This window comes from Marinobacter maritimus (assembly GCF_007671675.1).
GTDB lineage: Bacteria > Pseudomonadota > Gammaproteobacteria > Pseudomonadales > Oleiphilaceae > Marinobacter > Marinobacter maritimus.
On the sequence record NZ_VCGW01000002.1, the window covers coordinates 677411 to 691227 of the forward strand.

General features: G+C 56.6%; 11 protein-coding genes. 7 read left to right on the forward strand and 4 right to left on the reverse strand.

Annotated elements, in window-relative coordinates; genetic code table 11:
• The first annotated feature begins 14 nt into the window (after positions 1–14).
• From FFI90_RS10190 to astB, 5 genes are read left to right on the forward strand one after another with little or no spacing between them, the layout of a single operon-like run.
• Positions 15–1229 (forward strand): aspartate aminotransferase family protein, encoded by a 1215-nt coding sequence (locus FFI90_RS10190; protein WP_144777906.1) that lies wholly within the window; start codon positions 15–17, stop codon positions 1227–1229.
• Between the two features lie 8 nt (positions 1230–1237).
• Positions 1238–2266, forward strand: coding sequence for an arginine N-succinyltransferase (locus tag FFI90_RS10195; protein WP_144777907.1), 1029 nt, complete (start codon positions 1238–1240; stop codon positions 2264–2266).
• Positions 2260–3312 (forward strand): arginine N-succinyltransferase, encoded by a 1053-nt coding sequence (gene astA, locus FFI90_RS10200; RefSeq protein WP_144777908.1) that lies wholly within the window; start codon positions 2260–2262, stop codon positions 3310–3312. Before FFI90_RS10195 ends, astA begins: the two co-directional genes overlap by 7 nt.
• Positions 3313–3349: 37 nt before the next feature.
• Positions 3350–4828 (forward strand): succinylglutamate-semialdehyde dehydrogenase, encoded by a 1479-nt coding sequence (gene astD / locus FFI90_RS10205; protein WP_144778318.1) that lies wholly within the window; start codon positions 3350–3352, stop codon positions 4826–4828.
• Positions 4829–4881: 53 nt separating this feature from the next.
• The gene (astB, locus tag FFI90_RS10210) at positions 4882–6222 is read left to right on the forward strand and encodes an N-succinylarginine dihydrolase (protein ID WP_144777909.1); all 1341 of its coding nucleotides are present in this window, start codon (positions 4882–4884) and stop codon (positions 6220–6222) included.
• A 15-nt stretch (positions 6223–6237) separates the two neighbouring features.
• Here the strand turns inward: astB and FFI90_RS10215 are convergent, their stop codons facing one another.
• Positions 6238–6879, reverse strand: coding sequence for a TetR/AcrR family transcriptional regulator (locus tag FFI90_RS10215; RefSeq protein ID WP_144777910.1), 642 nt, complete (start codon positions 6877–6879; stop codon positions 6238–6240).
• Between the two features lie 162 nt (positions 6880–7041).
• Here FFI90_RS10215 and FFI90_RS10220 point away from each other — a divergent pair, with 162 nt between their 5' ends.
• Together FFI90_RS10220 and FFI90_RS10225 are read left to right on the forward strand one after the other, a co-directional pair.
• Positions 7042–8121: an efflux RND transporter periplasmic adaptor subunit gene (locus tag FFI90_RS10220; protein ID WP_144777911.1), complete on the forward strand. Its 1080-nt coding sequence runs from the start codon at positions 7042–7044 to the stop codon at positions 8119–8121.
• Entirely contained in the window at positions 8121–11147 is a 3027-nt protein-coding gene (locus FFI90_RS10225; RefSeq protein ID WP_144777912.1) for an efflux RND transporter permease subunit, read from the forward strand. The genes FFI90_RS10220 and FFI90_RS10225 overlap by 1 nt, the downstream gene beginning before the upstream one ends.
• Before the next feature lie 13 nt (positions 11148–11160).
• Here FFI90_RS10225 and FFI90_RS10230 read toward each other — a convergent pair whose 3' ends face one another.
• The 3 genes from FFI90_RS10230 to FFI90_RS10240 all read right to left on the reverse strand — a co-directional run bounded on the left by FFI90_RS10230 (position 11161) and on the right by FFI90_RS10240 (position 13794).
• The gene (locus tag FFI90_RS10230; protein ID WP_246123474.1) at positions 11161–12198 is read right to left on the reverse strand and encodes a succinylglutamate desuccinylase; all 1038 of its coding nucleotides are present in this window, start codon (positions 12196–12198) and stop codon (positions 11161–11163) included.
• Positions 12199–12361: 163 nt separating this feature from the next.
• On the reverse strand, positions 12362–13090 hold the full coding sequence (locus FFI90_RS10235) for an ABC transporter permease (protein WP_246123475.1): 729 nt from the start codon (positions 13088–13090) through the stop codon (positions 12362–12364).
• Entirely contained in the window at positions 13090–13794 is a 705-nt protein-coding gene (locus FFI90_RS10240; RefSeq protein WP_144777913.1) for an ABC transporter permease, read from the reverse strand. Before FFI90_RS10240 ends, FFI90_RS10235 begins: the two co-directional genes overlap by 1 nt.
• Positions 13795–13817: the final 23 nt, after the last annotated feature.

Below are 13817 nucleotides of genomic sequence, written 5' to 3' on the forward strand. Positions count from 1 at the left end.
CCTGAGAGAGATCTATGCACAACGAACCTGTCAGCCGCGAACTTTTTGATGAAGTCATGGTACCTAATTACGCTCCCGGTTCGATTATTCCGGTACGAGGCGAGGGTTCCCGTATATGGGATCAGGACGGGCGCGAGTTTATAGATCTTCAGGGTGGCATAGCCGTGAGCTGCCTCGGACATTCACATCCCGGGCTGGTTGGGGCGTTGCGGGAGCAGTCAGAAAAGCTCTGGCATCTCTCCAATGTGATGACCAACGAGCCGGCTCTGCGGCTTGCGAAAACCCTTTGTGATCTTACCTTCGCTGAGCGGGTGTTTTTTGCCAACTCTGGTGGCGAGGCTAACGAAGCGGCTTTCAAATTGGCGCGCCGCTACAGCTGGGAACACACAGGGCCGGAAAAACACGAAATCATCTCCTTTAAAAATGCATTCCACGGGCGCACCCTGTTCACCGTGAGTGTGGGCGGTCAGCCCAAATATCTTGAGGGTTTTGAGCCCGCGCCTGGCGGCATCCATCATGCAGACTTCAACGATCTGGAGTCGGTAAAGAAACTTGTCTCGAAGGAAAAAACCTGCGCGGTGGTTGTAGAGCCGATTCAGGGTGAAGGCGGCGTGATGCCGGGCGACCCCGAGTTTCTCAAGGGCTTGCGCCAGCTCTGTGATGACAACGATGCGCTGCTGATTTTTGACGAGGTGCAGTCTGGCGTTGGCCGCACCGGCCATCTATTTGCCTACCAGATGTACGGCGTGGTGCCGGACATTCTCACCAGTGCCAAGGGCCTGGGGGGCGGCTTCCCGGTTGCTGCCATGCTGACCACTGCAAAAGTTGCGGCCAGCCTTGGTGTCGGTACCCATGGCAGTACTTATGGTGGCAACGCGCTGGCCTGTGCCGTCGCTCAGAAGGTGATCGATACGGTGAGCCAGCCCGACATCCTCAAGGGTGTGAAAGCCCGTTCCGACCATCTGCGCAAAGGCATGATGGATATCGGCGAGCGCTACGGGATATTCAGTGAGGTTCGTGGGGCAGGGCTTCTGTTAGGCTGTGTACTGACCGAAAAATGGCAGGGTAAAGCCAAGGATTTCCTGAACGCTGGTCTTGATGAAGGCGTGATGGTGCTGATCGCAGGCGCCAATGTGATTCGGCTGGCGCCCTCGCTGATCATTCCCGATACCGATATCGATGAAGCGCTTGAGCGCTTTGAGGCGGCGGTAAAAAAACTGACGGCGTAGGAGCTTTTATGTGGCTGGTACGCGCAGCGTTACCGGGTGACGTAAACCAGATACTGGAAATTGCGGGCACGGCTGGTTCAGAGACGGCTCGCCTGTCTTCCACGCTGCCCAAACAGCGTGAAGCGCTTGCGGAAAAAATAGAACACTCGCTTGCCTCTCTGGCGGGTAAAACCATCGTTGGTGGGCAACCACAGCGGTTCCTGTTTGTGCTTGAAGACACGGCCACTGGCAGAGTTCATGGCACAGCAGGGATCGATGCCCGAGCAGGTAATGGCCAGCCATTTTATAACTACCGCCGCGACGCACTTATCCATGCGTCTCACGAACTTGGCATCTCCAGCCGGGTTGATGTTCTTTATCCCAGCCATGCGCTCACCGATCACACGCTGCTTTGTTCATTCTCCATAACGCCTGAACTGCGTAACACCGAAGCATTTGAGCTTCTTTCCAGGGCCCGGGTGCTGTTCATCGCGGGGCACCGCGACTGGTTTACCCGGAAAATTGCGGTTGAGATTCAGGGTGTTCAGCTTGCGGATGGCAGTGTCCCTTTTTGGGACAGCCTGGGGCGTCACTTTTTCAATATGGATTTTGACACCGCTGATCAGCACTCGGGTGTGCTCAGCAAAACGTTTATTGCCGAACTCATGCCGCCGAACCCAGTGTATGTGACCTTGCTTTCCGAATCTGCTCAGGCGGCGCTGGGCCAGCCTCACGATCTGACCGTATCGAATCTCGAGTTGCTGCAACGGGAAGGGTTTCAGGCTGGCTGCTACCTGGATATCTTTGATGCCGGGCCGGTGCTTGAAGCGCGAACGGATGCGTTGCACACGCTGGTCACCAGCCGGCCTAAAACTCTTCATGGCGCCAGCGAAGATGGCGGCGATACCTGTCTGATTGCTGCAGGTGAGGGTGCCGAATTCCGCTGTACCCTGGCTCAGGTTGCCGATACGCTCGAAGGCACGCTCAAGGTGCCGGTGAGTGTCTGGGAACTGTTGGGCAAGACAGCCGGTGATGAGGTGAGGGTAGCACCATGCTAGTCATCCGCCCGCTCCAGGAAAACGATCTTGACGATCTTTATGCCATGGCGCAGCAAGCCGGCAAGGGGCTTACCACGCTACCTGCCGACAAAGCCCTGTTGCAGCGCAAGATCAATCTTGCCAGGGAAACCTTCAACCAGCGCTGTGCCCCGGAAGCTGGCCTCTACCTGTTTGCGCTGGAGGATACGGAAGCCGGAAAAGCGGTAGGTATTAGCGGCATTCAGGCGCGTGTGGGTCTTGACGAAGTGTTCTACAACTACCGCCTCAGCGTTACCGTAAACGCCTCCAAGGAGCTGGGGGTTCATGTACGAACTCCAACGCTGCATCTCTCGAATGATATGACAGATACCAGCGAGATATGTTCACTGTTGCTCTCAGATGACTATCAGGGCGGCGGCAACGGGTTGCTTCTGTCGCGTTGCCGGTTCATGTATCTGGATGAGTTCCGCAAGCACTTTTCTGAAAAAGTGTTTGCCGAAATGCGCGGCGTATCGGACGAACAGGGCCAGAGCCCATTGTGGGATGCCCTGGGCAGCAAGTTTTTTGATATGGAATTTACCGAAGCGGACATGCTGTCCGGGCTTGGTAACAAATCCTTTATTGCGGAGTTGATGCCTAAATATCCGATATACCTGCCCATGCTGCCAGATTCGGCGCGCTCGGTTATCGGCCGTGTTCATGGCAACACGGCTCCAGCGCTCAAGATGCTGCAGGCGGAAGGGTTTAACTTTAACGGTATGGTGGATATTTTTGATGGTGGCCCGGTGGTCGAGGCGTTCATAAGCACAATTCGAACGGTTCGGGACAGCCGGAATCGCCACGCCATGGTAACCCGCAAAACCATAAACCTCGATGTGCCCGCAGCAGAGAGGGTGATGGTGTCTAACCGTTCGTTCCGTAATTTCCGGGTAACGACGGTGCCGGCGAGTTGCGTGGCCATGGATACCGTCAGCCTGCCGCCAGATGTGGCGGAAGCCTTGCAGATTGAATCGGGTGATCCGGTGCGTGTGGCCCCCTTGAAAGACAGGGCAAAGGCAGCAGGTTGAAGTCCTTACAAATTCAGTAACGGGAGATAACGTGAATATGGCAAACCTGACAGGCGAACTGTTTATCGGCGGGCTTTGGCTTCAGGGCCATGGCCCAGCGTTTGAGTCGGTTCAGCCCGTTACCGGCAATGCGGTCTGGGAAGGCACGGGCGGCAGCCTCGCGGATGTGGATGCGGCGGTGCGTGGAGCCCGGGAAGCCTTTTTGAAATGGCGTCGAAAGAACTTTGCTGAGCGCCTGGCGGTTGTTGAAGCCTTTGGTGAATTGCTGGAATCCAGTAAAGAAGAGCTCGCCTACCAGATTGGTCTGGAAACTGGCAAACCTCTGTGGGAATCGCGAACGGAAGTGGCGGCCATGATCGGCAAGATAGGCATTTCTGTGAAAGCCTATAACGATCGCACTGGCCATTTCGAATCCGACGTGGCAGGGGGCCATGCGGTGTTGCGCCATCGGCCCCACGGAGTTGTTGCAGTATTTGGCCCTTATAATTTCCCCGGCCATCTCCCGAATGGCCACATTGTGCCTGCGCTGCTTGCGGGCAATACGGTGGTATTCAAACCCAGTGAGCTGACGCCAGGCGTGGCGGAGCTGACAGTGAAGCTCTGGGAAAAAGCCGGCCTGCCGGATGGCGTGATCAATCTGGTTCAGGGGGGCGCCGATACTGGCAAGTCACTTGCCGGGCACCCGATGATTGATGGTCTGTTTTTTACCGGCAGCTCAACGGTCGGCCACATGCTGCACCAGCAGCTTGGTGGCCAGCCGGAAAAAATTCTTGCGCTGGAGATGGGTGGCAACAACCCGCTGATTGTTCAGGATGTTGCAGATGTAGATGGCGCGGTACACCACGCCCTGCAATCGGCGTTTCTGTCGGCCGGTCAGCGCTGCACCTGTGCCCGGCGTTTACTGGTCCCCAAAGGCAAAAAGGGTGATGAATTTCTGGATCGCCTGGTAGCTGTGTCTGCTCGTATTCAGGTGGGAGAATTTGATGCCGATCCTCAGCCGTTTATGGGCTCGGTGATTTCTGCCCAGGCGGCAGAAAAGCTTCTGGCCGCCCAGGCCGGGATGTTGGAGAAAGGCGGAAAGTCACTGCTGGAAATGAAGCAGATCAAGCCGGGAACCGGCCTCCTTTCGCCTGGCATCGTGGATGTGACTGGGCTTGAGTTGGCCGATGAAGAGTTCTTCGGGCCCCTGCTGACGATCCATCGCTACAAGAGCTTTGACGATGCGCTTGAACTTGCCAATAACACCCGCTTCGGACTTTCTGCAGGTATTCTCTCTGACGACCGCAAGCTATACGAGCGCCTGGTTGAGGAAGCCAGGGCCGGCATCGTTAACTGGAACCGCCCGCTAACCGGGGCCAGCAGTGCGGCGCCTTTTGGTGGCGTGGGCGCCAGCGGCAACCATCGCGCCAGCGCGTACTATGCGGCAGATTACTGCGCCTGGCCCATGGCGTCTCTTGAGGCCAGCAAAAGCGAGGTGCCTGGAAGCCTGGCGCCGGGCCTGAATTTTGAGTCTTGAGTTGCAGTTTCTGAGCCTCATTCCCTGAATCCGGATGGACGGAACTCTAAGCCATGGTTAAGCATGCGGTAGAAGCAAACTTTGATGGCCTGGTTGGCCCAACCCACAATTATGCGGGCCTGTCCTGGGGTAATGTGGCATCGAAATCCAATGTGAATGCGGTATCCAATCCCCGTGAGGCGGCACTTCAGGGGCTGGCAAAAATGAAGCGGCTGGCTGATCACGGCTATGTTCAGGGCATTTTGCCGCCCCATGAACGCCCACATATCCCATCGCTGAGAGCGCTCGGGTTCAGCGGTACGGATGCACAGGTTCTGGAACAGGCTGCAAAATCCAGTCCTTCCATTCTGGCGGCGGTGTCTTCGGCTTCCTCCATGTGGACAGCCAATGCCGCCACCGTCTCACCCAGTGCCGACACCGCCGATCACCGTGTGCATTTCACGCCCGCCAATCTGAGCGCCAAGTACCACCGCTCCATTGAGCATACCGTGACCGGCCGCACTCTGAAGTCCATCTTCGCGGACGATGGCTATTTTGCCCATCACCCGGCGCTGCCTTCGGTCAGCCATTTTGGTGATGAAGGTGCAGCCAATCACACTCGCCTGTGTGGCCGCTATGGTGAGCCTGGGGTGGAGTTGTTCGTGTACGGTCAGGTTGCGTTCAACGAGCAAGCACCTGCACCGCAAAAATACCCGGCCCGTCAAACACTGGAGGCTTCGCAGGCTATAGCTCGCTTGCATGGGCTGAAAAACCAGAACCTGGTGTTTGCCCAGCAGAACCCGGCAGCAATTGATGCCGGTGTATTCCATAACGACGTTATTGCCGTGGGCAATGGCAACACCCTGTTCTACCACGACATGGCGTTTCTGAACGAAGAACAGGTATTGTCCGATATCCGTGCACGCCTTACCGGGGCGGAACTTGAGGCTGTTCGTGTGAGCAGTGCGGAGGTGGCGCTCGAGGATGCAGTCGCTTCGTATCTGTTCAACAGCCAACTGCTGAATACGCCCGATGGCATGCTGCTGGCGGTTCCCGGCGAGTGCAGGGACATCGCGTCTGTCAGTCAGTATCTGGATAAACTCCTGGCGGCTGATGGGCCGATTACGGCGGTGGAAGTGTTTGATGTGAAACAATCCATGCGCAATGGAGGCGGCCCTGCCTGTTTGCGCTTGCGTGTGGTTCTGAATGACGACGAACTGCAGGCCATGCATCGCGGCGTGATTCTCACCGACAAGCTATACGAGCGCCTGACCACCTGGGTTGCAGCGCATTACCGTGATCAGCTTGCCCGCGAAGATCTTGCCGACCCTATGTTGCTGGATGAGGTGCGTAAAGCACTGGATGAGCTGACAGGCATTCTGGGTTTGGGTTCTATCTACGACTTCCAGATTTAGGAACTTCTCAGTGCCTCAACAAGAGGCAGCGATTGACGATGTCAGCATATCCATAGTGTGCCGGATCAGATTCTCAGCGGGGAAGCTGACGTCGCTTTCACTGGTTTCCGACTGGCATAGCAAAATGACACCGTGCAACGCCCCACGCAGATAAAGAGCGGTCTGTTCCGGGCTTTTGATACGCTGACGGCTCATAGTGCCGTCCTCAAGCCCCAGCTCGATAGCCTCTATCATCAGCTCCATAAGTTCTGATTTCGAGCAAAGCATCTCCATGGTCTGGGTCTCGTCGGCCTCTGCCATGGCGGTTGAAGCTTTGGTGAGTGCTGAGAAGTAATCCGGCTCGTCCAGGTAGAAGCGGTAGTAGGATTCCCCCATAGCCCGTATTTGCGACAGCCCCGTATCGGCGGTGTTTTTAGCCTTTCTGAAGCGTTCAGACAGGCTGTGCCCGGCCCTGAGCATAATGCCTCGCTGAATAGCGGCCTTGTCCTTGAAGTACACATACAGCAGTGCCCGGCTCAGGCTGGCCATGCGTGCAATGTCATCCATGGATGTGCGCTCGTAACCCTTCTCGGAGAAAACGTGCTCTGCAGCATCCAGAATAGCGTTATAACGGGCCTGCTTCTCCCGCTCGCGACGTGTTTTCAGAACTTCAGTCATCCGGTCCTCTCATCAGAGTCTTTCGCCGGCCAAGTGCCAGTGGGAGAATAAAAGCCGATTATTGACATAATGTCAAAGAATGACATTATGTCGAAACCAATAACCTGATTTCCGCAGGAAGCGGTATCGACAACAACTTGAACAAGGACGAAAGGATAACTTATGACACCATTCCGCACCCCTGTTGCCCTTATTTTTCTCGCTGCCAGCGGCCTGTTTCTTTCCGGTTGCATGGCCGATGATGTGCAGGAGGCACCTGGCGAGCATGTGGTGTCCGTGCGCGTTTCAGAAGTAACCGGCGGTGAAGCTCAGGAAATAACCCTGAGGTTTTCCGGGATCGTGCGTTCAACCCAGAGGGCAACCTTGACGTTCCAGGTCAGCGGCACACTGAGAGAGCGTGCGGTAGAACTGGGCCAGACAGTTGCGGCCGGAGATGTACTCGCCCGGGTCTATAACCCGGCGCTGGAGCCCGCTCGGGATTCAGCCAGAGCCAGGCTGGAAGAACTGAGAACCGGATACAATCAGGCAAAACGCGAATGGGAACGGTCCAGCCGTCTGCACAAGCGCGGTGTGGTCTCCGAGCAGAACCTGGAGCAGATCGCCGCCAGACGCGACTCTCTGAAAGCCAGCGTTGCGACAGCTCAGGCTTCGCTTTCGGAGGCTACTCAGCTACTGCAAGAAAGCACTTTACGAGCACCGTTTGGCGGACGTGTTGAGGCGCTTCTGGTCGAGAATGACGAGTTTGTCGCTGCCGGTCAGCCGGTTATGCGCTTGTCTTCACCGGAAGGCAAGGAAGTGGAAGTGCGAGTGCCGGCCTACCTGTTGGCTCATGTGTCGGTAGATCAGGAGCTACCCGTGTGGTCTGTGCAGAATCGCATTGAGGCTCCGGTGACCGGCTCTGTTGTCGAAATTGCGCAGGCAGGTGCAATCCGTGGTGAACTTCACCCGGTTCTGGTCAGCCTGCCGGTCAACACTCTGGATACGGGTGAACCGGTAGAAGTAGGTATTACACCGCTTCGCGAGTCGGCACTTACCGTTCCACTCTTGTCGGTTATCCGCAGCGCGGACGGTATGAGGGTATTTCGGGTGCGCGATGGCGTGGCACGCCGTGTGCGTATAGACGTTGAGCGTGTAGTCGGCGAGCGCGTTGTTGTGCGCACAGGTGAGCTGGAGCCAGGAGATCAGGTGGTTTACGCGGGCATAACCCGCCTCGCAGACGGTGATGCCGTGGAGGTGCGTTAATGACGCGCCGGCTGCTTAACTTCCAACGTTTATTGGGCATGGTGGTTACCATGCTTTGTCTGTTGGGCCTGGCTGCGTATAGCACCATGCCGCGGCAGGAAGACCCGTCGTTCCCATACCGGGCCGGGCTGATCTCGGTGAGCTATCCCGGTGCCAGCGCCGATGCGGTAGAGCGATTGGTGCTCAGGCCGCTGACAGACGAGCTGCGCCAGGTGGAAGAAGTAGACATATCCCAGGGCACAGCCCGCACAGGCGTGGCGCTTGTGAGATTGCGCCTCAACGATGACATCTATGATACGGACCCGGCCTGGGATCGTATCCGCCAGGCGATGGAGCGTGCGAGACAGGACTTCCCGGGCGACGTCGGCCAGATGGTTCTGGATGATCGACTGATCGATAACCCTGCCATTGTGCTGGCCATTGGCGGCGCGCCTTCGGTGAGTGAGCTGACGGATGTGGCCGAACGGCTCAAACAGAACCTCTCCGATCTTACCGGTGTTTCCCGTATTGAACTGGAAGGGGATGCTGACGAGCAAATTACACTTGCCCTGGATGACGCCGCGCTTTACCGACTAGGTATATCACCGGCCCGGATTCTGCAAACCCTGGCTCAACGCAACCAGACTACGCCCGGCGGTTTTGTGGTAGTGGATGGTCGTCGCTTGTCCGTGCTTCCCAACACCGAGTTTGCCGATATTGATGCCATTCGTGCTACCCCCATTGAACTTCCGGATGGCTCTCAGGTGCCGTTGGCAGCGGCGGCTGATGTATGGCGCGGCCCCGCCGAGCCCCGCCAGCCGGAAACCTGGTTTGATGGCGAGCGGGTTGTATTGCTGTCGTTGATCATGGAAGAGGGCGAGACCGATGCGATCCGTTTTGGTGAGCGTGTGCGGGAAAGGGTTGCGCAAATTCGTACTGACTTTAAGCCTTACGAAATCCGCGAAATGTTCTTCCAGCCCGATAAGGTTTCTGACCGCCTTGATAACCTGGCTTGGAGCCTGGTGCTCTCTGTTCTGATTATTGTGGCTGTGGTATTCACCGGCATGGGCATCCGGATGGGGCTGTTGGTGGCTTCTATCCTGCCGATGGTGGCGCTGATCAGTGTTGGGCTTTATGACCTTGGCGGCGGCGTACTGCATCAGATTGCAGTAATCGGCATGGTGATTTCTCTGGGTATCCTGATCGACAACGCTATTGTGATTGTTGAAAATATTCAGGGCCATCTGGACGAGGGTATGAGACGCCTGGACGCACTACGCAAAGCCGTCAGCGAACTCGCTGGGCCACTTGGCGCCTCCACCGGCACCACGCTGGCTGCCTTTGCGCCTCTGCTGCTTGCCAAAGGTGGGGCGGCAGACTTCACCCGAGGCGTGCCGGTGATGATCATGCTTACTCTGTCCGTCAGTTATTTGCTGGCGGTTTCCGTGGTGCCCCTGCTGGCCGCCCGCTTCCTCAAGCCTCGCCGAAATGCCGAGGCTGATCGGTTGATTGGTCTGGCCCGATTTCTCGGCGGACTGGTTTATCGTCACCCCCGGCGACTGATCGCGGCCGGTACCTTGTTGGTTGTAATGAGTCTGGCCATGACTCCGTTTATGGCGCAGCAGTTTTTTCCCAACGCCGACCGGCCCCAGGTGATTGTTGAACTCTTCATGCCAGAAGGCACGGACCAGTCGCGCACCGCAGAAGCCGCTGCCGACCTGGAACACGCCATACGTACACGCCCAAACGCGCTGAAAATCCATCGTTTTGTGGGCTTCACCGGCCCTGCGTTCTATTACAACCTCCAGCGTGCACCCCAGGCTCCGAACAGAGGCCGGCTGGTGGTAACGACGCCAACGCTGGAAGACACCACCGAAATGATCCGCTGGATTCGTGCCCATGTGAATGAACAAATGCCCGAGCTGGACGTAACCGTAGGCATTCTCGGGCAGGGGCCGCCTAGCATTGCTCCGGTGGAGGTGCGTGTTTATCACGCCGATGAGCAAGCGCGCATTCACGCGGTGGAACAGCTGTTCAGCGCGTTGCGCGAAGTGGAGGGTACCGTGGATGTCCGGCACGATCTCGACATTGGCGTTCCCAGCATTGCGATCAACGTAGACGATGCCGTCGCTGCAAGATACGGGCTTACCAGGGCGGACGTGGCGCAGAGCCTCTACGGCCAGAGCTTTGGTGTTGTTGCTGAGCGCTACCGTCAGGAAAAAGACCCGATTCCATTGGTGTTGAGGTCGCAGGAAGGTACAACCTTGCCTCTGGAGCGCCTGCTTTCAGTGAATATCTACAACGATCTCGGACAAGCGGTTCCGCTGTCTGCCGTTGCCAGCGTTGAAACCGCATGGGAGCCAGCCGCACGTTATTTGCGAAACGGTGCCCGGCTTAACTCCGTTACCGCTAACCTGCTGACCGGTTACAGTTTCAGTCAGGCACTGAGCGGCCTTAATCTTGCACTGGAAGAAAATCCTCTGCCTGAAGGTACTCGTCTGGAAATGGGTGGCGATGCCGAAGGTTCCGGCGACGCCAACGGTGCTTTGCTGACAGCCGCCCCGATCGGCATACTCCTGTTGCTGTTTTTCCTGCTGCTGCAATTCAATTCGTTCCGGCGTGTGGGCATCATCCTGCTAACCGTGCCCCTGGCCACGGTGGGTATTTTCCCGGGACTGGTGCTCTCGGGATCACCCTTCGGATTCCAGTCATTGCTGGGTGTGATCGCGCTGGTAGGCATTGTGGTGAACAACGCCATCGTGCTGCTTGATGTGATGGACAGAGAGCTGGAGAGCGGTGAGAACATACACGAAGCCATGCGCAAAGCCGTTGTGCAAAGAACCCGGCCCATCCTGCTGACTACAGCAACCACTGTGGCTGGCCTGCTGCCGCTGGCGTTCTCCAGCTCCACACTCTGGCCGCCCATGGCCTGGGCGATTATCTCAGGGCTTCTGGCCTCAACCGTACTGACCCTGCTGGTGATTCCGGCGGTATGCACGCAGTTGATCAAGGTGAAAGTTGCCGAGCCGGAAAACGCCCCGGCTTAGATTTCCGGCGGGTTTACCTGGGCCTGATCATCAGGCCCACCCGCTGACCAACCGGCACATCCCGGTTCGGAAACACAACTGCCTCTGCGGTTGCACCAACCCGGTAACAGGCATTGTCATCATCCCAGATGACGGTGCCTGGTGGGTATTCAGTAAAATTGGCCACATCGTCCGGAATGTGAAACCGGAAATTCTTCCCGGTGTTCAGGATTTCATGAACCACTTCAAACACCGTGAGATGGTCAAACGGTGGCTGCTTGGCCGGGCAAGGCTCGCCACAAAAACGTCGCCGAAGGGCCTTCTTGATCCCCTCAAAACGCTGCAGATCATTCTCGCCGAATGGCCTGACCTTGCCCAACTCCACTGTAAAGCTCTCAGCCCCCAGCACAGAGGATGAAAACGACGAAAATGTGGTTCCCGCCTTGTGTTGCAGCAACAGCGTTTCCACCTCCGCTTCCAGCAGAAAATCACACTGCACCTTCGGCACCTGCCGGCCCTCAATAAACGGATAAAGCGCAAACTTTTCCCGTTTGGAAGGCCTTATGGCCGTATGCAAATCGTAATGGGACAAGGCTTGCGGATGCGCCATGGCAAACTGACGGCAAGCCTCCTCAAGAAACTGCGCCCGCGCCGCTTCCGGCAACCCAACATACTCCTGTTTACCATGAGCGCCGTTGAGCAACCGATTAAGATTCACATCCAGAAACCGCTCCCCGGCCACCATCGCCGGTGGGTTCCCCAGAATCAGCAGCAGCGGGGAAGCCAGTTGCCACTCCCCATTCAGCAGCTCACTGACCAGCGCGTTCAGAACCTCAATGGGTGCGGTTTCATTGCCATGAATGCCGGCAGACATAATCAAGGCTTCCTGGTTCGGATTTTCACGGTTGGCCGGCGGTAAGAGCTGTAACACACCAACAGCTTTACGGCTTATGCGGGTGCCATCGGGAAGCGTGGTTTTGATTTCCGGGAGATCAGCTGTGGCATTGGCAAGCGTGTGGGCTAACCAATCAGGGCTGGCATCAAATAAATGCATTGGTGCGGTTGCTGTCATGGAGACTCACCGAAAAATTTCGGAGGGCGGGCGGTTACGGTCTTTCCGGGAGTGTCTGAAGCCATGGATGGCTTCAGTCAAGCGCACATGAATGTGCTCGTAGCGTCTCCCGGAAAGACCGTAATCGCCTGCCCAGGCACGTTGTTTCAGGCAATGCTTTTAATCAGGAACCCGCTGGTCGCTGATGCCGCAACAAATGATTTTCAAGCTTGCGGAATGCGAACACCAGGATAAACGTCAGCGCCATGTAGCAAAGCGCCACAAAGATAAACGCATCAAACGGCGCATAAAATCGCGAGTAAATATTTCGTGCCGCCCCCGTAAGATCCACGATGGTCACCACACTCGCAATCGCACTCGAGTGCAGCATGAAAATCACCTCATTGGAATACGCCTGTACCGCCCGCCGCGCGGCACTGGGTAGCACAATGCGCCGCATCCGCATGAACCAGCTCATGCCGTAAGCTTTCGCAGCCTCAATCTCACCGTGGGGCGTTGAAATAATGGCACCACGAATAATCTCCGTAGTGTAGGCACAGGTATTCAGAGTGAACGCCAGCAGAGCAGGGTAGAAAGGCTCCCGGAAAATCTCCCACCAGAAGGTTTCCTGGATACCGGGAATCTGAGCAACGCCATAGTAAATGATATATAGCTGAATCAGCAGTGGCGTGCCACGGAAAAGGTAGGTGTAAAGCCACACAGGGCCAGACACAAACGGATTTTTAACCGTGCGAAGAATCGCCAGCGGAACCGCAAAAACAAGCCCGATGATCAGGCACAGAAACACCAGCTGAACGGTCGTAACCATCCCATCCCAGTACTCCATGATGGTCATGGCTGTAAAAATGTCGTTCTTGTTGAGCCAGGCAGCGATAAAGTCGGGTGGCATCATCAACTCTCCTGAATCACGCCGGCATTGGCTCGTTTATCGAGCCATTTGATAAACAGCTCTGAGCCTGCCGTGAGGGCGAGATACACAAACGCCACCGGAATGAAAAAGTGGAACGGCATGCGCTCCGCCTTGGCTGCTTCCTCCGCCACACGCACCATATCTGTGAGGCCAATAATGGAAACCAGCGCGGTGGTTTTGAGCAGCACTTGCCAGTTGTTGCCGATACCCGGTAAAGCATGGCGCAGCATTTGCGGAACCATTACCCTGCGGAAGGTATGCCAGTTGCTGAATCCATACGCGCGTGCCGCTTCAATCTGGCCGGTTTCAACCGCAAGAAAGGCGCCGCGAAAGGTTTCCGTCATGTAGGCACCAAAGATCAGTCCGATCGTTACCACGCCGGAAATGAACGGATTAAACTGGAAGAAGAAATCGACTTCGTAGGTTTCCCAAATATAGTCGGAGAGCATGTTTACGCCCACCTGACCGCCGTAGTAAAACAGCAGCATCATCACCAGATCGGGAACACCACGAATCAGCGTGGTGTAGGCCGTGGCGATGCCAACCGCTACACGGCTGTTTGACAGCTTTGCAGCCGCGCCGATCAACCCGAGGGCTAATGCGAGGGCAAGAGACAGGAAGGCAAGTTCTATGGTGACAACTGCTCCGCTCAGCAGTTCCGGCCCATAGCCTTTCAGATCAAACATGGGAGTGTCCGGTGATCAGGGGT